This is a genomic window from Lysinibacillus sp. FSL W8-0992, assembly GCF_038008685.1.
Taxonomy (GTDB): Bacteria; Bacillota; Bacilli; order Bacillales_A; family Planococcaceae; genus Lysinibacillus.
Map to the genome: position 1 here is coordinate 4,169,726 of NZ_JBBOZQ010000001.1, position 21,147 is coordinate 4,190,872.

At 37.9% G+C, this 21,147-nt stretch carries 21 protein-coding genes; all 21 read right to left on the reverse strand.

The window, feature by feature from the left end:
- Window positions 1-41: 41 nt before the first annotated feature.
- The 21 genes from NSQ74_RS20865 to sucC all read right to left on the reverse strand — a co-directional run bounded on the left by NSQ74_RS20865 (window position 42) and on the right by sucC (window position 21,141).
- Window positions 42-413: a TIGR02530 family flagellar biosynthesis protein gene (locus NSQ74_RS20865; protein WP_340825848.1), complete on the reverse strand. Its 372-nt coding sequence runs from the start codon at window positions 411-413 to the stop codon at window positions 42-44.
- A 15-nt stretch (window positions 414-428) separates the two neighbouring features.
- Complete coding sequence (flgD, locus tag NSQ74_RS20870; protein ID WP_340825849.1) at window positions 429-1,094, reverse strand: flagellar hook assembly protein FlgD; 666 nt, start codon at window positions 1,092-1,094, stop codon at window positions 429-431.
- Window positions 1,095-1,096: 2 nt separating this feature from the next.
- A complete protein-coding gene (locus NSQ74_RS20875; RefSeq protein WP_340825850.1) occupies window positions 1,097-2,389 on the reverse strand; it encodes a flagellar hook-length control protein FliK in 1,293 nt (430 codons plus the stop codon).
- A gap of 28 nt (window positions 2,390-2,417) precedes the next feature.
- Window positions 2,418-3,026: a MotE family protein gene (locus tag NSQ74_RS20880; protein ID WP_340826523.1), complete on the reverse strand. Its 609-nt coding sequence runs from the start codon at window positions 3,024-3,026 to the stop codon at window positions 2,418-2,420.
- 4 nt (window positions 3,027-3,030) lie between these two features.
- A complete protein-coding gene (fliJ, locus tag NSQ74_RS20885; RefSeq protein ID WP_340825852.1) occupies window positions 3,031-3,480 on the reverse strand; it encodes a flagellar export protein FliJ in 450 nt (149 codons plus the stop codon).
- A 1-nt stretch (window position 3,481) separates the two neighbouring features.
- Window positions 3,482-4,807 (reverse strand): flagellar protein export ATPase FliI, encoded by a 1,326-nt coding sequence (gene fliI, locus NSQ74_RS20890; protein ID WP_340825853.1) that lies wholly within the window; start codon window positions 4,805-4,807, stop codon window positions 3,482-3,484.
- 5 nt (window positions 4,808-4,812) lie between these two features.
- A complete protein-coding gene (fliH, locus tag NSQ74_RS20895; protein WP_401020381.1) occupies window positions 4,813-5,598 on the reverse strand; it encodes a flagellar assembly protein FliH in 786 nt (261 codons plus the stop codon).
- Window positions 5,591-6,604 (reverse strand): flagellar motor switch protein FliG, encoded by a 1,014-nt coding sequence (gene fliG, locus NSQ74_RS20900; RefSeq protein WP_173477764.1) that lies wholly within the window; start codon window positions 6,602-6,604, stop codon window positions 5,591-5,593. Before fliG ends, fliH begins: the two co-directional genes overlap by 8 nt.
- Before the next feature lie 15 nt (window positions 6,605-6,619).
- On the reverse strand, window positions 6,620-8,212 hold the full coding sequence (fliF, locus tag NSQ74_RS20905; protein WP_340825855.1) for a flagellar basal-body MS-ring/collar protein FliF: 1,593 nt from the start codon (window positions 8,210-8,212) through the stop codon (window positions 6,620-6,622).
- 148 nt (window positions 8,213-8,360) lie between these two features.
- A complete protein-coding gene (fliE, locus tag NSQ74_RS20910; protein WP_340825856.1) occupies window positions 8,361-8,666 on the reverse strand; it encodes a flagellar hook-basal body complex protein FliE in 306 nt (101 codons plus the stop codon).
- A 24-nt stretch (window positions 8,667-8,690) separates the two neighbouring features.
- The gene (gene flgC / locus NSQ74_RS20915) at window positions 8,691-9,152 is read right to left on the reverse strand and encodes a flagellar basal body rod protein FlgC (RefSeq protein WP_340825857.1); all 462 of its coding nucleotides are present in this window, start codon (window positions 9,150-9,152) and stop codon (window positions 8,691-8,693) included.
- Between the two features lie 3 nt (window positions 9,153-9,155).
- On the reverse strand, window positions 9,156-9,548 hold the full coding sequence (flgB, locus tag NSQ74_RS20920; protein WP_340825858.1) for a flagellar basal body rod protein FlgB: 393 nt from the start codon (window positions 9,546-9,548) through the stop codon (window positions 9,156-9,158).
- Between the two features lie 840 nt (window positions 9,549-10,388).
- Complete coding sequence (gene codY / locus NSQ74_RS20925; protein WP_024362040.1) at window positions 10,389-11,168, reverse strand: GTP-sensing pleiotropic transcriptional regulator CodY; 780 nt, start codon at window positions 11,166-11,168, stop codon at window positions 10,389-10,391.
- Between the two features lie 86 nt (window positions 11,169-11,254).
- Window positions 11,255-12,655 carry an ATP-dependent protease ATPase subunit HslU gene (gene hslU, locus NSQ74_RS20930; RefSeq protein WP_340825859.1) on the reverse strand — a complete coding sequence of 467 codons (1,401 nt, stop codon included), beginning with the start codon at window positions 12,653-12,655 and terminating at the stop codon, window positions 11,255-11,257.
- Window positions 12,655-13,200: an ATP-dependent protease subunit HslV gene (gene hslV, locus NSQ74_RS20935; protein ID WP_024362042.1), complete on the reverse strand. Its 546-nt coding sequence runs from the start codon at window positions 13,198-13,200 to the stop codon at window positions 12,655-12,657. The genes hslU and hslV overlap by 1 nt, the downstream gene beginning before the upstream one ends.
- Window positions 13,201-13,222: 22 nt before the next feature.
- Window positions 13,223-14,122 carry a tyrosine recombinase XerC gene (gene xerC / locus NSQ74_RS20940; RefSeq protein ID WP_340825860.1) on the reverse strand — a complete coding sequence of 300 codons (900 nt, stop codon included), beginning with the start codon at window positions 14,120-14,122 and terminating at the stop codon, window positions 13,223-13,225.
- A 285-nt stretch (window positions 14,123-14,407) separates the two neighbouring features.
- Window positions 14,408-15,721 (reverse strand): FADH(2)-oxidizing methylenetetrahydrofolate--tRNA-(uracil(54)-C(5))-methyltransferase TrmFO, encoded by a 1,314-nt coding sequence (gene trmFO / locus NSQ74_RS20945; protein WP_340825861.1) that lies wholly within the window; start codon window positions 15,719-15,721, stop codon window positions 14,408-14,410.
- An 18-nt stretch (window positions 15,722-15,739) separates the two neighbouring features.
- Entirely contained in the window at window positions 15,740-17,818 is a 2,079-nt protein-coding gene (topA, locus tag NSQ74_RS20950; protein WP_340825862.1) for a type I DNA topoisomerase, read from the reverse strand.
- Window positions 17,819-17,909: 91 nt separating this feature from the next.
- On the reverse strand, window positions 17,910-18,806 hold the full coding sequence (dprA, locus tag NSQ74_RS20955; RefSeq protein ID WP_340825863.1) for a DNA-processing protein DprA: 897 nt from the start codon (window positions 18,804-18,806) through the stop codon (window positions 17,910-17,912).
- A gap of 254 nt (window positions 18,807-19,060) precedes the next feature.
- Window positions 19,061-19,963, reverse strand: a complete 903-nt coding sequence (gene sucD, locus NSQ74_RS20960; RefSeq protein WP_173477774.1) for a succinate--CoA ligase subunit alpha — start codon at window positions 19,961-19,963, stop codon at window positions 19,061-19,063.
- A gap of 17 nt (window positions 19,964-19,980) precedes the next feature.
- Window positions 19,981-21,141, reverse strand: a complete 1,161-nt coding sequence (sucC, locus tag NSQ74_RS20965; protein WP_340825864.1) for an ADP-forming succinate--CoA ligase subunit beta — start codon at window positions 21,139-21,141, stop codon at window positions 19,981-19,983.
- Window positions 21,142-21,147 lie beyond the last annotated feature (6 nt).

Sequence of the window (21,147 nt, forward strand, 5' to 3'; positions counted from 1 at the left end):
GTCAGCACACATAGGCTTCCTTACATTAAGAAGGTCCAGCCTTAAAGCACGATTGTGCCATCAATATTAGTAAACAGTTGTTGCTTTGCTTCCGTGCGATCCATTGCTGTAATGACAGTAGCATTTTTAGCACTGACAATTAGAGCCGCTTGATCCATCAAGACTAATGGTTGTTTGACACCTTTTGAATGTGCCTCAAATACCTTGTCAGATACAACCCGCCATTCCTGTTCAGTAATCGCAATATTACGCTCTTTAATGCGTTCATTTGCATGCTTACTTACTTTTAGCTCCTGTTGATTCGTTGCCTCTTGTAAATGAGCACTAAACGATTGCTGGGTATTGATAGGTGTAGTTTGCGTTTGACGAATAGTTGGATGCAATGGGACACGATGAATTGAAAATTTATCCATCTTTCTCCACCACCTTTATTCGCTTATTACTGTAAATTCTTTCCCTGCTAGTTTTTTACCATTATCTAATTCGTAATAAATAATACCATCTTTGTTTGATACAGAGACGATACGCCCTTGTACATCTTGCTCTCCGTCATTGTAAGTGACATTTTTGCCAATTAGCTTACTCGCTTGAACAAGTGGTGATTCAGTTGATGTATTGCTCTCACCTGTACTTGTATCTTTATTACCTAAAATCGCTGAAATGTTTCCAGGATAGATTTCCTTGCCATCATCTAAAATGAATACTGCTTCTCCATCAACAAATTTTAATGATTGGATAACGCCCGTACCTTCATTTATAACTGGCTTATTATCTTTATCTACTTCTTCTGTAAGTTCATGCCATTTTACTTCTTTTCCAACAAATGATGTATAGTTCATAAGCTGCGTTTGTTGTTGCGACATCAGTAATGACTCCATTGCCTTTGTCATATTTTGCATTTGCTCCAAAGATGAGAACTGCGCCATTTGTGCAATGAAATCACGGTCATCCATAGGGTTTGTTGGATCCTGATGCTGTAATTGTGTAATCAATAGTTTTAAAAATGCATCTTTACCGAGTTCACTATTACCAGTTTGTTTTGTTGGTGCAGTATAGTTGGAATAGTAAAGGTCATTTGTAATTTTATCTGCCACGTTTACACCTCCTCGTTTTCTAAATAATCATTAAAGGACATACCATCTTCGCTGTCCTCTTTTTGCTGCTCTTGTTCTTCTTGCTGCTGTTGCCTAAAGAAGTTATTAAAGAAATTTTGATCACGTTGTTGTCTATCAGCATCCTGCAACGATTGCGCAATATCGAGTCGATCAACTTGGATGTTTTGCTGGACAAAGGCTTGCTTTAATTGGTGCGCTTGACTGTCAAGAAGCTCACGCCCATGTGCAGTTGAAGCTAGTAATCGAGCTGTTAAAACACCGTCATTTTGTACAAGTTCGATTCGAATGGTACCTAGATTTTCAGGATACAATTTTAACGTTAAACGCGTAATCCCTTGTGCATTCGAAATTTGAGCCTTATTGATGATTGCCTGCATTTCTTTCAGTAAAGCTTCCGACTGCGCTGGTTTAGCTGCTGGTAAAGTAACTTGGAATGTATCAGCTTTGGTTTGTACTGTATTAGCCGTCACCATTTCATTAGCACTTGTATCAGATTGTTTTGTCACTTGCACTTGTTGAATAACTTGCTGGAAACCTTGCAACGGTAATGTAACGGTTGTTTTTGTTGTAACTTGCTGCGCAGTTTGAATAGTTTCAACTTGTGTTTGTAACGCTGTTAAAAAATTATTAACGTTTGACAGTGCATTTTCTTGAGACATCGTCAAATCCGATTTTTGACCAACTAACTGTGCTAATTTTAATACTTGTAGTAGCTTCGTAGCATCTTCTGAAGGTACTTGCCCTTCACCTTGCAACGCAGATACAATTTGCGTCTGTAACAATGGAGCTTGAGCGTCTACTAAAGCTAAAAGCTCCCATACATCGCTCGCTTGCTGATCTTCATCTAGTAATTGTTGAACCAATTTTTCTATTTGCTCTTTATCAACATTCAATGCAGCCATTAAATTTTCTAAATTTAACATTTCATCCATAGCTACTGCTTTGCCATCTTCCCCAACTTGAAGCATTAACAAGCCTTCATCATGTGGAATTTCTAGTAAATCTAGTAATTCTTCGATAGATTGACTATTTAACACCTTATCTAGCTCCGCTAGCTTATCGTCACCTTGAGTATTATTACTTTGAGATGTTTTATTTTGTTGATTTGTTGAAGCAACAGCTTGTCCAAATACAGAACCAAATTTAGATATTTTATCTTTATCTGCTCCAGCATTTGTTTTCATCTCAGAACTGTTTGTTGACACAGCTTTCGAAGTAGCAGTACTTGGCTTCGTAGTATTTGGAGCACTCATGTTCATCAATGCAATATTCATGTTTTCACCTCCTTTACATAAATGTTTTTTATTGTTTAGCCATCATTTCTGTATACTTTGCAGCATCTTGCGGATCCATTTTTTCTAGAATCGCTGCTAACTTATCCGGTTTCAAGCTCGATAAAATACGAAGTGCCTGTGCATCACTCATTTTTATAAGAACAGGTGCTGCCGCTTTAGGAGACATCTTATCAAAAGTAGACAAAATATCATTAAAGTCACGTTTCACATCATCTTGCTCTCTTTTTAATTTTTCAATTTCAAAGAGTAATCGCTCTTGCTCCGTCAGTAACTTTTCTTTTTCATTTGTAGTTGTATCTAATTTACTTTGCAATTGTGCAATTTCTGCTTCTTTTTCTTGTATTTCTGCCTGTAAGCCTACTACCTTGGAATCATCAATAACAAGGGCATCTTTTGCTTGTTGTTCTTCCGATTCAACAAAAGGTAGGTTACTTACTGCCTTTTTTCCTAAATCAAAGACGTTCGTATCCATTAACGTTGCCACAACGAGTAACACCGCTACCACGAACATAACAGGTATTAATATCCAGATGAAAAACTTTTGGAAACCTCCTGATTTACGTGTTGGCTGTTGTACTTCTAATTCAGTTTTAATACGGCTATCTCTTTTTGCCATGAAATCACCTGATTTCTTTCTTGAAATACGTAAGTGAAGATATTTCATCTAAAAATATGCTCTCAATGCGATCTTGTTCTTGTTGAAAAGACTTAAAATCTTTTTCGCGCATTTTTTCAAATTTACGTACTTCCAAGTTTTTTTCTAATAGTTTTTCTTCGTGCCAATTCATTTTTGAACGCGCCTGCACAACTTTTTGTTGCACATCCGCAATTGTCTTTTCAAGGCTATCAATAAAACGAGCATAGTGATGAATTTCCTCTATTGATGACCCTACAACTAAACGTTTCTGCTGAAATTCTATTAAATCCTCTTTCTTTTTCAGCAAGTCATAGAGCTTTGTTGCAACCTCTTCAAAAGAACGAACAGATTCCTTGTAGGCAATTTCAGTCTCGTTTTTTTCTTGCTCTCGAATGGTTAATACTTTTTCAAAACGATACATATAACTGACCATCCTACCTGCCACCACCGTTCGATAATGTAATTAACTCATTCTTACTTTCCTCAAGTGTCACCTTATCTAAATACCCTTGCTTTAAATAAGCTGTAATGAGTGGTTCATAATAAATTGCTTCATCAATTTCTTTTGAAGTCCCACGTTTATATGCACCGATATTTATTAAATCCTCTGATTTGTCATATGTATAATAGAGTTCCCGTAAACGCTCTGCTGCCTTTTTATGCTCCGGCTCTGCCACATGATTCATCAAACGACTGACACTTTTCAGTACATTAATAGCTGGATATTGACCTTTATTTGCAAGGTTTCGATCAAGTACAATATGACCATCTAAAATACCACGAACAGTATCAGCAATTGGCTCGTTCATATCGTCGCCATCTACTAATACCGTATAAAAGGCTGTAATAGAGCCTTTTTCATTTGTTCCAGTCCGTTCTAATAACTTTGGTAAAATCGCAAATACAGAAGGTGTATAACCCTTCTGAGCAGGTGGTTCTCCGGTCGCAAGTCCGATCTCACGTTGAGCCATTGCAACCCGCGTTACGGAGTCCATCATTAACATCACATTTAAGCCACGATTTCTAAAGTATTCTGCAATCGCTGTCGCTGTAAATGCTCCTTTAATACGCATAAGTGCGGGTTGGTCTGAGGTAGCTGCGACCACTATGGAACGGCTTAAACCTTCAGGTCCTAAATCTCGTTCAATAAATTCACGCACCTCACGACCACGCTCACCAACCAATGCAATGACATTTAAGTCAGCTTGCGTATTACGCGCAATCATACCTAGAAGTGTACTTTTACCGACACCAGAGCCAGCGAAAATACCTACACGTTGTCCATTACCGACAGTTAGCATACCATCAATCGCTTTTACACCCACCTCAAGTCGTTCATTTATTGGTGGGCGAGTAAGTGGATTAGGCGGATCTTGCTCAGTAGGTACTGACATTAAACCCTTCGGTAACAATGTACCATCTATCGGATTTCCCATTGAATCTAGTACTTTACCAATTAGCTCTGGTCCAACTTTAATTTCAAGAGGTGCTCCTGTTCCTTCTACTAAGCAACCAATTGATATTTCACGGAGCGAGGTGAAGGGCATTAAAACTACTATTTCATCTTTAAACCCAACGACCTCTGCTAAAATGATTTGATGTCCGTTTTTCGACGTTTCAACATGAATTTTACATACATCACCGATGGAACTATCAGGACCTTGCGACTCAATCATTAAGCCGACAACTCTCGTTACTCTACCAAACTTCTTAAAAGTTGGTATATTAGGAATTTGTTCGATTAATTGAGCCGTTTTCATCTAGATCATTCCTTACTTTCTAATATTTCATGTAGCTTTAATCTTAATTCATTTAATTGCTCGTCAATACTAACAACAATTCGACCGTGATTTGTTTCTATATAACAATCTGTTTCTTTTTCGAAATCTTCATCTACAAAAATCATAAATGGTACATCTGTTGGGAACATTTCTGCCAATTCATCACGATTCGATGTAATTAAACCATAGTATGTAGGAGAAACGTAGATTTTTATTTCCTTCATCTCTCTCGCTTCTTTAAGCCCTCTTTGAACGATTGATAGAAACAGTTCATCGTTTTGCTCTAACGAAGTCCCAATAATACGTTGCGCAGCAGTTAAGCCTAGTTCCAAAATAATCGCTTCTTGGTCATCGATATATTTTTTTGCATTTTCCCCTGCTTGAGCGATGATTTCATTCGCTGTTTGAAGGGATTGTGCCATTGCTTCAGTGGCTCTATTTGTACCATCCTCATAACCTTGACCATACCCTTCATCATACGCTTCTTGTACGCGATTAGGGCGTTCTTCTTCCCAGCTTTGTTTCATATGCTCAATTTCTTGGAAGTGCATTTGCTTCTCTTGTTCAAAAGCTTCTCGTTCTACTTGAATTTTAGCTCTAGCCTCTTCAAGTAATCGATCACGTTCTGCAAATACATCTTCCATTGTCATATGATAATGGGATGTTTCATCTGTATCCATTTCGGGTAATTCAAACATATCACGAATTTGTATCTTCTTTACATTATCGCCATTGGACTGTGTATATACAGAACGGATGATTCTAGACAATGACGTCATCTCCTCCACCACGTGCAATAATAATCTCACCAGCATCTTCTAAGCGGCGAATAACAGCGACAATTCGTGATTGAGCTTCTTCTACGTCACGCAAGCGAACAGGTCCCATAATTTCCATTTCTTCTTTGAAAGTATCGGCCATACGTTGTGACATATTTCGGAAGATAATATCTTTTACTTCTTCGCTTGAAACTTTCATTGAAAGAAGTAAATCTTCGTTTTCACAATCACGAATAACACGCTGAATTGAACGATTGTCGAGCGTCACGATATCTTCGAATACAAACATGCGTTTCTTGATTTCTTCTGCAAGCTCTGGATCTTGAATTTCGAGTGCATCGAGAATCGTCTTCTCTGTTTGTCTGTCAACACCATTTAATACTTCAACGACTGCATCAATACCACCAGTTTCTGTGTAATCTTGCGTAACAGTGGATGATAGTTTTCGTTCCAATACAGATTCAATTTCACTAATTACTTCTGGTGAAGTTGATTCCATCATTGCAATACGTTTAGCAATATCTGCTTGTACTTCTTGCGGTAATGAAGATAAAATAACACCCGCTTGCCCTGCTTCTAAATAAGATAGAATAAGCGCAATTGTTTGTGGATGTTCATTTTGAATAAAGTTAAATATTTGAGCAGGGTCTGCTCGACGTGCAAAGTCGAACGGTCGCACTTGTAAAGAGGAAGTCAAACGATTAATAATCGTTTGTGCTTGCTCCATACCTAATGCTTTTTCTAATACCGTCTTCGCGTAACCAATACCACCTTGTGTAATATAATCTTGCGCAAGGGCTATATTGTGAAATTCTTCAATAATTTCTTCTTTGACATTTGCTTCTACTTTTTTAACACTTGATATTTCTAACGTTAAACGTTCGATTTCTTCCTCAGTTAAATGTTTATAGACAGAAGCTGAAACCTCAGGCCCTAGTGAAATTAACAAGAGTGCGGCCTTTTGTTTTCCGGTTAATTCCTTATCTTTCTTGGACACAGCAGAACCTCCTAGTTAGTCTTCCGCAATCCAACTACGCAGTAACTTTGCAAAATCATCAGGCTTATCTTTCGCCATTTTTTCAAGTTGCTTACGACGCATTGTAGCTTCCGTTTCAATTTCTTCATTAATATCATCAATTATCAATTCTTCTTGTTCTTCTAGGATACTAAGCTCTTCTTCTTCTTTCGCACGTTTACGTGAACGGATGATGAAGAATGCCAGTAATAGAATAACAGCCAGTAAAATGCCTCCAACTACCCAAACCCACCATGGAATAACAGGTGTCTCAGGAGCAGTATCTGCCACTTTACCATTTAAAGGTTGGACTGAAACAGCCACTTTTTCATCTATTTGATCTTGTGTAAGTTCAGCAGCTACATCTTTTGAGATTGTTGTACGAACAATAGTACTTAAAATTTTCTCAATGTCTTGTCGAACACCATCTGGTAGAGATGCTGCGTCAGCAGCTGTTGGTGGCTCAACAATTACTTGGATACCGATATCTTGAATTTTATAAGGTGCCTCTTGAATATCTTTACGAATACGGTTGACGTCATTATTGATTGTTTCTTCCGTACGTTCGTAATCTCCATCTCCCGATGTACCTTCATTGTAAGTAGTGAAATTATCTGTTGTTGTTTCAGCTTCAGGTGTACCTGTTGCTGGGTTGCCAGTACCAGAATACTGCTCTGTAATACGTTGGGCGCTAATCGCAATCCCTTCCATATTCTCTTCATCAACTGGTGTCACTAAATTTTCTTCACGATTTTCCTTTTTAAAGTCAATATCTGTCGTAACAGAAACGATGACTTTATCTTGTCCCATTAAAGTACCTAGCATATTTTGCACTTGACGTTGCAAGTCACGTTCTACCAATTTCTTCATTTGCAATTGGCCTTCAGCTGTTGTTGTAGAAGTACCATCTGTCGATGTAGCATTCAAATCAAAGTACTCTGAATATTGGTTAGAGATAACAATATTATCCGTATTTAAGTTTGGGATACTTTTTGCTACTAAGTTGTACATAGTGGCAATTTGTTGCTCTGTAAATTTATAGCCAGGATCTGTGTTCAATACAATGGATGCAGTTGCATCTTCTTTTACATCTTTTATGAAGACTCCTTCTTCAGGAAGAGTAATCATAACTTTTGCATCTTTCACGCCTTCTAGATTTTTTATTAGTTTAGCAATTTCTGTTTCAGTCGCAGCTTTTTTCAATAAATTAAATTCGTTGTCTGTCATACCGAAACCAGAGCTATTAGCAAATGAGTAATCGATCGTTCCAGTTTGAGGATAACCATCGGATGCTAGTTGCACCAATAATGAATCGACTTGTTCTTCGGGTACTAATATGGACGTTCCACCTGGAGCAATCTCATATTTTACGCCTTGAGAATCCAAAGCTTCTTTTACTTGGCCGATTTCTCTTGTCGATAAATCTTTATAAAGCGGAACATATGTAGTTTTTGTTGCAAAAAATGTAATGATGGCTGCAAGTAATATTACACCTACTAAAGAACTAATCATTACTATTTTTTGTGTTTTACTCCGACTTGTCCAAAATTGGCTGGTGTCGTTTTTTATTTTCGTCAATCGTTCATTCATTATGAATCCTCCGGTTATAGTGAATAACCTAGCAATCAATAATTCGCGATAATAGTGGAATCCCATGAAAACTAATACTCTAAAAACTTTGTTTCCACGGGAAGCCTAACGAAATGAATTGGCGGCTTACTTCACCAATTCATTCTAATTAGACACTCATTCGCATTATTTCTTGGTAAGCTTCAATCACCTTATTGCGAACTTCAATTGTTGCGTTTAATGTAATGCTCGCCTTTTGAGATGCAATCATTACTTCGTGCAACTCCACATCTCCACCAGTAATTAGCTTTTGTGTAAGATTATCAGAAGTAATTTGCTGATCATTCACTTTCGCTATTGCCTCTTTTAACGAATTCGCAAAGCTTTGCTGGGCTTCGTAAGGTGTTGTATTTAATTTGTTTGTTTGATTTACAACCTGGGTAGGTGTCATTAGTGAAACGGACGAAATTGCCATTATGTATCCATCCTTTCTTTTTTATTATTTACCGATTTCTAACGCTTTTGTTAGCATAGACTTATTTGCATTTAAAACAGTTATGTTCGCCTCATATGAACGAGTAGCAGACATTAAATCTACCATTTCTTTTAATGGGTCAACATTCGGCATGCTGACATAGCCATCTGCATCTGCATCTGGATGTGTCGGATCATACACTAATTTGAAAGGTGTTTCAGTATCTTCTTTAATTTGCGAAACTTTCACACCATTCCCAACACCGCTTTTTGCATTTTTACCAATTGCCACATTTAAAAAATTCGAAAATCGTCCTTCTTGCGCAGAAAAAGTAACAGATTTCCGTCGGTATGGCTCCCACTCCCCGTTTACTTGTTTAGCGCGAGTAGTGTCTACGTTTGCCATATTCGAAGAAATAACATCCATTCGTAAACGCTGTGCCGTTAAGGCAGAGGCAGTAGTATTCATTCCATGAAAAATAGACATTTATTACTTACCTCCTTTAATAACAGTATTAAGCGTATTTAACTTTCCATTTACACGGTCAATCAAAGCATTGTAGTAGATTTGATTTTCCGCTAATTTCGTTTGTTCCGCATCCATATCTACAGCATTACCGTTATTTCGATATCGTAAGTTAGTAACATTATTGACACCTGGTGTCGATTGTTTAATTTTGAAATCATAGTGTCTACTATCTGTTCGATATGCCGATATAGAAATTTGCTTCTCATTCTCCAACATATCTTTAAAACTTACATTTTTCGCCTTATAATTTGGTGTATCGACATTCGCAATATTATTTGCGATTGTTTTATGATTCAAAGTTGCATAGGAAAGTCCGTTTTCCAGGCTACTAATAGTTCCTCCAAATAAGTTCAAAACCATTCACCTCATTTAATTTCAATCTATGTACTTCTTAATTTATCCAATAATACAATTGTAATTAAGATGATACGTAGTGTCTATTGTCTTTTGTCATTTTTTAATAGTATATACGCCCTATTTTTTAAGTTTGTTAACCAGGACAAATATGCCCCATCCCTACTGGCACTAGGCCTCAAAGCGTGTCGACTTTTTTCTAGTTATTTTACACTATTTCGACAGTGTTTACTGTATTAGTATCAAATATATCCCTTTTTATTACTACAGAGGGTTGGATTTAAATGACAAAAAGGGATTTTTCGGTAAAAAAAAGTTCCTTTTTACTATTTTAGACGTGACAATATAAAATACTCCTTCTAATTCCGTTGAGAACGTCTATACTTTTCGACAAAAAGGGCTAAAGGTCAGGATATGTCCATATATGGCAGTGATTTTCACTCCAAGTGGACGCTTTTAGGCAGGTTTAGTTTCAATCTTCTCACAACAAATGCCTTTTACCGTTAGCGTTTGCTCATCATGTTAGAGTAATGCGTATTAAACGAGTCTAATAAATGCTTGTCTCGCATCGTTAGCCACCCTTTTTAAAGTTAAAAGACTACAAGAAATAGGAAGTACTTTTTAAAGATTAATTATGTATCATTTTTGTTACAAAGCAAGCCCTACCACCTAGTATTTTGCAGAAACAATACACCGGATATTCACAAAAATGACACATGTACCATTTATGAACAACCGACGCTCGCTCACACAAAGCAGAGTGGTAGGGCTTGCTTTATTAACTATTTGTATAGCTTACGCAAACAGAAAAAGCTCCCTCAACTGGGGAGCTTTTGCTCATTATTTCATTTTAATTTCAGCTAGTGCGTTTAGGAATTTATCGTTTAATACTTTAATGTAAGTTCCTTTCATCCCTAGTGAACGTGATTCAATTACACCTGCAGATTCAAGTTTACGTAATGCATTTACAATCACTGAACGTGTAATTCCTACGCGGTCTGCAATTTTCGAAGCAACTAATAAGCCTTCGTTACCATCTAGCTCTTCAAAGATATGTTCAATCGCTTCTAATTCACTATATGAAAGTGAGTTAATTGCCATTTGTACAACAGCTTTGCTACGTGCTTCTTCTTCAATTTCTTCAGATTTCTCACGTAAAATTTCCATACCAACTACTGTAGCACCATATTCAGCTAAAATTAAATCATCATCTTCAAATTGAGCTGATAAACGAGCTAAAATTAATGTACCTAAACGTTCACCACCACCAACGATTGGTACGATAGTTGTTAGAGCGCTTTGGAATAAATCTTTATTTTCAACTGGGAACGCAGTATGTTCATTGTTAATATCTAAATTTGAAGACGTTTCGGAAATTGTAAACAAGCTATGTGTATATTCTTCTGGGAATTGACGCTCTTCGAACATTTTTTTCATACGCTCGTTTTCAATTTGTTGGTGAATTGAAATACCTAAAAGCTTCCCTTTACGGCTTACAATATATACGTTGCTATCAATAATGTCCCCTAAAGTGTCAGCCATCTCTTTAAAGTTTACTGGTTTACCCGCAGATGCCTGGAGCATTGAGTTAATTTTTCTTGTTTTTTCTAATAAATTCATTATATGTTCCTCCTATAAATTATCCATACCGTATTTAGTTAATATTCTAAAGTTTTTTGCAATTGAATGGTACTAACAAGCCTCGCCTACAATATAAACTGTGACAAATCTTTGTTTTTTACAATACCAGCCAATTTTTGGTCAACATAAGCAGCTGTAATTTCAATTTGAGCTGGAGCAATTTCAGACGCTTCAAACGATAATTCTTCTAGCAAACGCTCTAAAATTGTGTGTAATCGACGTGCCCCGATATTATCTGTTTCTTGATTGACCTCTGTTGCGATTTCTGCAATTCGTTCAATTGCATCTTCTGCAAAATTGATTGCTACACCTTCTGTTTCTAATAACGCTTTATATTGCAAAATAAGCGATTGATCTGGTTCTTTTAAAATACGAACAAAATCTTGCTTCGTTAATTTTTCAAGTTCTACACGAATTGGGAATCGTCCTTGTAATTCTGGAATCAAATCTGACGGTTTAGACATGTGGAAAGCTCCGGCAGCAACAAAAAGCATATAGTCTGTTTTCACCGCACCATATTTCGTAGTGACAGTTGAACCTTCAACAATTGGTAAAATATCGCGCTGGACACCCTCACGTGAAACACTAGCAGAAGAGTTCGTATCTTTGCTTGCGATTTTATCAATTTCATCAATGAAAATAATCCCAGATTGTTCTGCTCTAGTAATAGCCTCTTGCGACACCTCATCTGCGTCAATAAGCTTATTTGCTTCCTCAATTATTAAAATACGACGTGCATCTTTTACTTGCACACGGCGCTTTTTCTGTTTTTTAGGCATTAAGCTTGATAACATATCTTGCATACCGCTATTGGCAGACATATCCATCCCTGTACCTTGTAATGCGTCAAAAATCGAAGGATTTTGTTCAGTAACTTCAACAGTAACCCATTCATTTTCTAATTTGCCATTGCGTAAATCAATAGCGATTTGCGCACGTTTTGAGCGTACTTCCGTTTCATCAGAAGATGTATCATCATGCGTTTGTTGTTCTTTGCCACCAAATAACATTTCAAACGGATTTTGCATAGCTTGTTTTTTACGTAAAGAAGGGACAAGTAATTTTACAATGGCTTCATTTGCTAACTCTTCCGCTTGCTCCTTCACAGACTCCATCATTTCTTCCTTCACGAGACGATGAGAAGCCTCCACAACATCGCGGACCATTGACTCAACATCACGTCCAACATAGCCCACTTCTGTAAATTTCGTTGCTTCAACCTTTACGAACGGCGCATTCGTTAGTTTTGCAATTCTCCTTGCAATTTCAGTTTTCCCAACTCCCGTTGGTCCAATCATTAAAATATTTTTAGGAATAACTTCAGCCTTCATATCATCCGCTAGTAGAGAACGACGATAGCGATTTCGTAGCGCAATAGCTACCGCTCTTTTCGCCTCATTTTGCCCTACGATATAACGATCCAAATGCTCAGTAATTTGTCTTGGGGTTAAGTTTTGTGGTGTCATTAGTTAAGTGCCTCCACGATAATATTATGGTTTGTAAATACACAAATTTCAGCGGCAGTTTCTAATGCTGCCTCAGCAATCTCACGGGCAGTCATTGTCTCACCTGCATATTTTTTTAGAGCACGACCTGCTGATAATGCATAATTCCCACCAGAACCAATCGCTAATATACCGTCATCAGGTTCTATAACTTCTCCCGTACCAGACACAAGGAGTAGTGTACTTTTATCCATCACAAGTAACATCGCCTCTAATTGACGTAGCATTTTATCACCACGCCATTGTTTTGCTACTTCTACAGCAGCTCGCTGTAAATTCCCATTATATTCGTTTAATTTCGCTTCGAACATTTCAAAAAGTGTAAAAGCATCGGCTACAGAGCCTGCAAAGCCAGCTAGCACCTGCCCATTAAACAGACGTCTGACCTTCCTTGCAGTGCCTTTCATAACAACCGCATTCCCAAGTGTCACTTGACCATCGCCAGCCATAGCGCACCCGCCATTATGATGTACCGCAAATATCGTAGTCGCATGGATTTGTCCCATTTGCCTTCCTCCTTAGCCTCTATTATGCCCTTGGATGGGCATTCATATATGTTTGACGAAGATGCTCATTTGTTACATGCGTATAAACCTGTGTTGAAGTTAAATGCGCGTGGCCCAGTAACTCCTGTACAGTCCGTAAATCTGCGCCATGATTCAGTAAGTGTGTAGCAAAAGTATGGCGAAGCATATGTGGGTATATTTTCGTATGGAGTGAGGTCTTATCAATCATTTCATTTAAAATATGACGTACCCCACGTGGCGTAAGTTCCCCTCCGCGCATATTGACAAATAGTTGCTGATGATTTGTTTGTTTCATCAAACGTGGACGAGCCTGCTCTATGTAGTGCTGTATAGCCACACTCGCAAATTGACCAAATGGTATAATGCGTTCTTTTCTTCCTTTACCCATTACTCGAACAATAGAATAACGGAAATCGATATCCGCTACCATAATGGATGTAAGCTCACTCACCCGAATGCCCGTTGCATATAATAACTCTAAAATAGCCATATTACGCAACGATTTCAAATCATCTCCTACATTCGCATCAAAAAGCTTCATCAATTCTTCTTCATAGAAAAAACTTGGTAAACGTGATTCTTTTTTCGGATGATATAGAGATCGAAAAGCACTATCATCCATGCCGTGCTGTTTATTTAGAAAGCGAAAAAAGGAGCGGATTGATGAAATTTTTCTTGATACAGAAGTTCTTGCTTTCTTTTCATCATACAACTTCGTTACATATAGTCGTGCATGTATATACTCAACACTGGCTAAATCATTAACGCCTTCTGCCTGTAAAAACGCTAAAAAATCTAGTAGGTCTGATTCATATTCTCGCACAGTATGAACAGAGAAGTTTTTTTCTACCTGGATGTAAAGCATAAACTGTTCAAGTGCTTCTTGGGACGAAACTAACATGAAAGATTCACCACCAATGAATTATTCGTAACCTTCTCTCATTACTATTACCAACAAATTCAAATGGTAAAACAAACGTTGCCATTTAAATAAATTTGTCGTTAAAGTAATCCTTAAAAAACATACATATTGACACTATACCTATCTTCGTAATATAGCAAGTGAAAATGGTTATATTATGAGAAAATCATTATACAAAATAATAAAATACGTGTAATTAAGCATTTTGTCTACACAAAAGAAAAAGCCTCTAAGAGTATATCAACTTTTAGAGGCTTTTGGCAATTAAATTGTTTGTGAATTCACAAAATTTCGAATTGTGCTCATTGCGCGATTCGCATGCATTTCCGCACGCTCGGGTTTTGAACGACGTCCAGGTGGTAATTCAGGGAATATACCAAAGTTAACGTTCATCGGTTGGAAATTTTTTGATTGTGCTTCTGTTATATAACGCGCCATACTACCCAATGCAGTTTCGAATGGGAAAATAATTGGCTCTTGTCCTGATGCCAAACGTGCCGCATTAATTCCAGCAATTAACCCACTACCTGCAGATTCAACATAACCTTCTACACCTGTCATTTGACCAGCAAAGAAAACATTTTTTTGTTCACGTAACTGATATGTTTTCTCTAGCACTTTCGGTGAATTAATGAAAGTATTTCGATGCATTACACCATATCGTACGATTTCAACATTTTCTAGGCCTGGTATTAGTTGCAGCACTTCTTTTTGTGGACCCCACTTTAAATGTGTTTGGAAGCCGACAATATTATAAAGTGTACCAGCAGCGTCATCTTGGCGCAGTTGTACAACAGCATAAGGTCGTTTACCAGTTTTCGGATCTTCAAGACCTACTGGCTTCATCGGTCCAAACAACATCGTTTTTTCACCGCGCGCTGCCATTACTTCAATCGGCATACAGCCTTCGAAATAAATTTCTTTTTCAAATTCTTTTAATGGAACAACTTCTGCCTCGATTAACGCTTGGCGGAAACGATCAAATTCTTCCTTTGTCATAGGACAGTTTAGATAAGCCGCTTCACCTTTGTCATAACGAGATTTTAAATAAACTTTATCCATATCAATGCTATCTTTTTCAATAATTGGTGCTGCTGCATCATAGAAATACAGATAGTCTAGACCCGTTAAACCTTGAATTTTTTCAGCTAATGCTTTTGAAGTTAGTGGACCAGTTGCAATAACCGTAATACCTTCTGGAATTTCAGTTACTTCTTCATGAATTACTTCCACTAACGGATGATTTTTCACCGCTTCTGTTACATAGCCTGCAAACTCATGGCGATCTACGGCAAGTGCTCCACCTGCTGGTACGGAGCATGCATCGGCAGCTTTTAGAATAACAGAATCTAATAAACGCATTTCTTCTTTAATAACACCAACTGCATTTGTTAGCGTATTTGCACGTAGCGAGTTTGAGCAAACAAGCTCTGCAAATTTATCAGTATGGTGGGCAGGTGTTTGCTTTACTGGACGCATTTCATAAAGTTTAACTTTTACACCACGCTTAGCAATTTGCCAAGCCGCCTCACTACCTGCAAGGCCTGCTCCAATTACATTTACAAATTGTTCAGTCATTTTCTTACCATCTTCCTATCATTGAGTTGGTGTCTCTTCATAGTCACATTTCGTACACTGAATTTGCACACCTTTTTTTAATTTTTTCTCTACTAATAATGCACTACATTTCGGACATGGTCTACTAATTGGTTTGTCCCATGAAACAAATTCGCACTCTGGATATTGATTACATCCATAAAATAAGCGCTTTGTTTTACTTTTGCGTTCCACAATTTCGCCAGTTTCGCAAGAAGGACATTTAACCCCAATTGGCTTCATAATAGCTTTTGTGTTACGGCAATCTGGGAAGTTCGAGCAAGCCATAAATTTCCCATAGCGACCAAGTTTAAATACCATTGGTGAACCACACTTCTCGCAATCCTCACCAGCTGGTTCATCTTTAATGACTACTTTCTCCATTTCAGCATCTGCATGCTTTACATGAACCTCGAAGTCTTTATAAAAATCATCGATAACTTCAACCCACTTACGAATACCTTCTTCAACTTCATCGAGATCTTGTTCCATTTTTGCTGTAAATTCGATATTTATTATATCAGGGAAAAATTCCAGCATTTGTTGGTGAACGATTTCACCAAGCTCTGTCGGCATAAATCTCTTTGTATCTAGCACAACATAGCCACGGCGTTGAATTGTATCAAGGGTCGGTGCATATGTCGATGGTCGCCCTATTCCTAGCTCTTCCATTGTTTTCACAAGACGAGCCTCTGAGTAACGTGGTGGTGGTTGTGTAAAATGTTGCTTCGGCTCGATTTCAAGTGATTTCACCTGATCGCCAATTTCCATTTCAGGTAGAAGTTTCGTCGTTTCTTCTGTTTGATCATCCGTACCTTCTATATATAGTTTCATAAATCCAGCAAATTTGACTTGTGAGCCATTTGCTCGGAATAAAACATCACCATGTTGAAGGTCTACAGCAACTGTATCTAATACAGCAGGCGCCATTTGGCTTGCAATAAAGCGCTCCCAAATTAAACGGTATAAGCGTAGTTGATCGCGACTAAGTACTGTTTTTAACTCATCTGGTGTTCTCATCGTACTTGTCGGACGAATTGCTTCATGGGCATCTTGTGCATTCGACGCCTTTTTAACCTGCTTCGTTTCTGTCGAGATATATTCTTTTCCGTACTTTGTTTCAATATAAGAAACCGCTTCAGTCTTTGCAGTTTCAGATATACGTGTTGAATCTGTACGCATATACGTGATTAAACCGACTGTACCTTCTTTTTTACCAATATCAATACCTTCATACAATTGCTGTGCAAGCATCATCGTTTTCTTCGCACGGAAATTTAGCTTCCGCGCTGCTTCTTGTTGTAAAGAAGATGTAGTAAAAGCAGGTGCAGCATTTCGTTTACGTTCTTTTTTTGTCACATTTACGACTTCAAATGCAGTACCTTTTACATTTTTTAAAATGGACTTTACTTGCTCTTCATTCGTTAATTTTATTTTATCTTTGCCGTTACCATAGTACAGTGCATCAAATGTCTTTTTACCTTTTTCAAAGGAACCTTCAATCGTCCAATACTCTTCCGGCTGGAAGTTTTTAATTTCGTTTTCACGATCAATGATCATACGTAGTGCTACAGATTGCACACGACCTGCTGATAAACCTTTTTTAACTTTTTTCCAAAGAATTGGGCTTATATTATAGCCTACAAGTCGATCTAGCATACGACGTGTTTGCTGTGCATCCACTAAGTCCATATTTATAGCACGAGGATTTTTAAAGGAATCTAAAATTGCATCCTTTGTAATTTCATTGAAAACAACTCGACAGTCTGAGTGAATATCAATATTTAATGCAGTCGCAAGGTGCCAAGCAATCGCTTCTCCCTCGCGGTCTGGATCGGCCGCTAGATAGACTTTCTTCACTTTTTTAGCCGCAGACTTAAGTTCCTGTAAAACAGGTCCTTTACCGCGAATTGTAATATATTTAGGTTCGTAATTATTTTCAGTATCAACGCCCATCTGGCTACGTGGTAAGTCACGCACATGTCCGACCGATGCTTTTACTTTGTATTTTTTTCCTAAATAACGTTCAATTGTTTTTGCTTTTGCTGGTGATTCTACAATCACTAAATAATCCGCCATCTATGTCTCCCCCTTAGCGAGGTCTATTGCTAATTTTTTAAGTTACCTGTTGCAAAATGTATAACAGATTTTAAGATAATGCAACTTTTTTTCAATTTTTGCTAGAAAAGAGCGAAAGTGTTTCAACGATTTGGTGACCATCGCATACGGGAATAGCTCCTTCTAATAGTAATTTATTCGTCCCTTTTGACTGCTCTACATTAATCGGCCCAGGTACAACAAATACATCTTTTCCTTGCTCTAATGCACATTCTGTAGTAATTAATGTCCCGCTCTTTAGTGCCGCTTCCGTTACAACTAAAGCTTGAGACAAACCACTTATTAATCGGTTACGCATAGGAAATTGCCATTTTGCCGGTTTAATATAAGGTGGGTACTCTGTAATAAGTAAATGGTTCTCAGCCATTTTACAAGCGAGCGCTCGGTTTTCTTTTGGGTATAGAAAATTAAAGCCATGTCCAAGCACTGCAATTGTGTGGCCCCCAAACTTAATAGTTGCCTCATGAGCCATTGTATCTGCACCTCGCGCAAGCCCACTCACGACCGTGTATTCGTGTTCAATGAGCGGTGGGACGATTAAGTCTATTGCAACTCTAGTATATGCTGTAGCCTTTCTAGAGCCTATTATAGCTATCCGTTTATCTCTTTCCAGCAGGTCGCGCTGACCTTTCACATACAATACAGTAGGTGGGCTAGGTATTTCAAATAATTGCGCCGGGAAATATGGGTGATTAAAAGGTATGGGGAAAATATTTGCTTGTGCGTAAACCTCTTGAATTGGCAAGTTCATAACGCGCTGGAAATTTTGAGAAATTTGCATAGCTTTTTGCCTCGTTATTTGCAATGTGCTTGCAATCTCATTAGGGTGTGCTTCTTCAAAACAACTTAATACATCCACCGGGGACAATAACTGTTGAAGTTTTTGGAGTGGTAATGGATATACATAATGCATAGCTAGTAGTCTCTGAGTATCTACTGAGAAAATCATTTAAAAACCTCCTTTATAATAGAAGAAATTAAATGACCGCAATTTTCATTTCATCACAAAAAAAGTAGAAAACGATGTGTGATACACTCATATACACACTAGAGAGTACGTCCTGTCTTGCCGCTTCACCTACTCGACTTTTATTATCGAGTTTCTAGTGTTGAACATTCCAAAAGGGAAGGAATAGACAAACACTATCATTTAAACAGAGAAAAAGAGAAAAGATGTAGCCACAATGTGCTACATCTTCCATTTTAATGGGTTTTACATTTTTCGTATAGCCCTTTTTCTTTAATTACTTTAATTAATGTTTCACCGATAACAGATGGTGTTTCAGCTACTTCAATACCCGCTTCGTTCATAGCCTTAATTTTTTCAGCAGCTGTTCCTTTACCACCAGAAATAATGGCACCTGCGTGTCCCATACGTTTTCCTGGAGGTGCAGTTTGTCCACCGATAAAGCCAACGACTGGTTTTGTCATATTTGCTTTAATCCATTCTGCTGCTTCTTCTTCAGCAGTACCGCCAATTTCCCCAATCATTACAACTGCATATGTGTCAGGGTCATTGTTGAATGCTTCTAGTGCGTCGATAAAGTTAGTCCCATTTACAGGGTCTCCTCCGATACCTACAGCAGTTGTTTGACCGATACCGGCTTGTGTCAATTGGTGAACTGCTTCATACGTTAATGTTCCAGAACGAGAAACAACTCCAACGTGACCTTTCGTATGAATATAACCAGGCATAATACCAATCTTACATTCATCTGCTGTAATAACACCTGGACAGTTTGGTCCAACTAGACGTGTTTTTTTGCCTTCCATAAAGCGTTTAACCTTTACCATATCAAGGACAGGAATATGCTCTGTAATACAAATTGTTAATTCTAGTTCAGCATCAACAGCTTCTAATATTGCATCTGCTGCAAAAGGTGCAGGTACATAAATAACTGATGTCGTCGCACCTGTTGCTGCAACTGCTTCAGCTACAGTATTGAATACAGGTACGCCTTCAATTTCAAGTCCTCCCTTTCCAGGTGTTACGCCTGCTACGATTTTTGTACCATAATCAAGCATTTGCTTTGTATGAAATAGCGCTGTTTCGCCTGTAATCCCTTGTACAATTACCTTTGTATCTTTATTAATAAATACAGCCATTGTTCTCCCTGCCTTCCTTAGCCTACTAGTTCCACAATTTTTTGTGCGCCGTCAGCCATTGAATCTGCTGCTACGATGTTTAAACCAGATGCATTTAAAATTTCTTTACCAAGCTCGACGTTCGTACCTTCTAAGCGTACTACTAACGGTACAGATAAACCGATTTCTTTGGCTGCAGTTACTACACCATCAGCGATAATGTTACATTTCATAATTCCACCGAAAATATTAACGAATATACCTTTTACATGTGGATCTGAAAGAATAATTTTGAATGCTTCTGTTACTTTTTCAGCTGTTGCGCCGCCCCCAACATCAAGGAAGTTAGCGGGACTGCCGCCGTAGTAACTAATTGTATCCATCGTTGCCATCGCTAGACCTGCACCATTTACCATACAGCCAATGTTGCCATTTAGAGAAATATAGCTAAGGTCATATTTTGACGCTTCGATTTCTTTTGGATCTTCTTCATCGAAGTCGCGTAATTCGACAATATCTTTATGGCGATACAATGCATTTGCGTCAAAATTGAATTTAGCATCTAGTGCTACTACGTCCCCTTGTCCAGTAACAACAAGTGGATTAATTTCTACGATAGAAGCATCTTTGTCGATAAATGCTTGATATAAACCTAACATTAATTTAACAGCTTTCCCTACTAGGTTTGCTGGAATATTCATATTAAACGCCATACGACGTGCTTGGAAGCTTGTAAGTCCGATTACTGGATCAACAACTTCTTTGAAGATTTTTTCAGGATTTGTTTCTGCAACTTCCTCAATATCCATGCCGCCCTCTTCTGATCCCATTACAGTTACACGAGATGTAGCGCGGTCTAAAACTAAACTTAAATAATATTCTTTTTGAATATCAGAGCCCTCTTCAATATACAAGCGCTTTACTTCTTTTCCTTCTGGACCTGTTTGATGAGTTACTAAAATTTTACCTAATAACTCTTTTGCGTACGTACGCACCTCATCAAGGTTTTTTGCGATTTTGACACCACCAGCTTTACCGCGTCCACCTGCATGAATTTGCGCCTTGACTACAGTAACATTTGAGCCAAGTTCCTTCGCTACCTTCACTGCTTCATCAGGGGAAAAAGCAACTTTTCCGTTAGGTACTGCAACACCATATTTTCTCAGAATTTCTTTCCCTTGATATTCATGGATATTCATAATACA

Bases quoted from the DNA above. Each gene is read 5' to 3' on its own strand.
- NSQ74_RS20865 (WP_340825848.1), bottom strand. From the start codon at position 413: ATGGATAAATTTTCAATTCATCGTGTCCCATTGCATCCAACTATTCGT.
- NSQ74_RS20875 (WP_340825850.1), bottom strand. From the start codon at position 2,389: ATGAATATTGCATTGATGAACATGAGTGCTCCAAATACTACGAAGCCA.
- NSQ74_RS20880 (WP_340826523.1), bottom strand. From the start codon at position 3,026: ATGGCAAAAAGAGATAGCCGTATTAAAACTGAATTAGAAGTACAACAG.
- fliJ (WP_340825852.1), bottom strand. From the start codon at position 3,480: ATGGTCAGTTATATGTATCGTTTTGAAAAAGTATTAACCATTCGAGAG.
- fliI (WP_340825853.1), bottom strand. From the start codon at position 4,807: ATGAAAACGGCTCAATTAATCGAACAAATTCCTAATATACCAACTTTT.
- fliF (WP_340825855.1), bottom strand. From the start codon at position 8,212: ATGAATGAACGATTGACGAAAATAAAAAACGACACCAGCCAATTTTGG.
- fliE (WP_340825856.1), bottom strand. From the start codon at position 8,666: ATGGCAATTTCGTCCGTTTCACTAATGACACCTACCCAGGTTGTAAAT.
- flgC (WP_340825857.1), bottom strand. From the start codon at position 9,152: ATGTCTATTTTTCATGGAATGAATACTACTGCCTCTGCCTTAACGGCA.
- codY (WP_024362040.1), bottom strand. From the start codon at position 11,168: ATGAATTTATTAGAAAAAACAAGAAAAATTAACTCAATGCTCCAGGCA.
- hslU (WP_340825859.1), bottom strand. From the start codon at position 12,655: ATGACACCACAAAACTTAACCCCAAGACAAATTACTGAGCATTTGGAT.
- hslV (WP_024362042.1), bottom strand. From the start codon at position 13,200: ATGGGACAAATCCATGCGACTACGATATTTGCGGTACATCATAATGGC.
- xerC (WP_340825860.1), bottom strand. From the start codon at position 14,122: ATGTTAGTTTCGTCCCAAGAAGCACTTGAACAGTTTATGCTTTACATC.
- trmFO (WP_340825861.1), bottom strand. From the start codon at position 15,721: ATGACTGAACAATTTGTAAATGTAATTGGAGCAGGCCTTGCAGGTAGT.
- topA (WP_340825862.1), bottom strand. From the start codon at position 17,818: ATGGCGGATTATTTAGTGATTGTAGAATCACCAGCAAAAGCAAAAACA.
- dprA (WP_340825863.1), bottom strand. From the start codon at position 18,806: ATGATTTTCTCAGTAGATACTCAGAGACTACTAGCTATGCATTATGTA.
- sucD (WP_173477774.1), bottom strand. From the start codon at position 19,963: ATGGCTGTATTTATTAATAAAGATACAAAGGTAATTGTACAAGGGATT.
- sucC (WP_340825864.1), bottom strand. From the start codon at position 21,141: ATGAATATCCATGAATATCAAGGGAAAGAAATTCTGAGAAAATATGGT.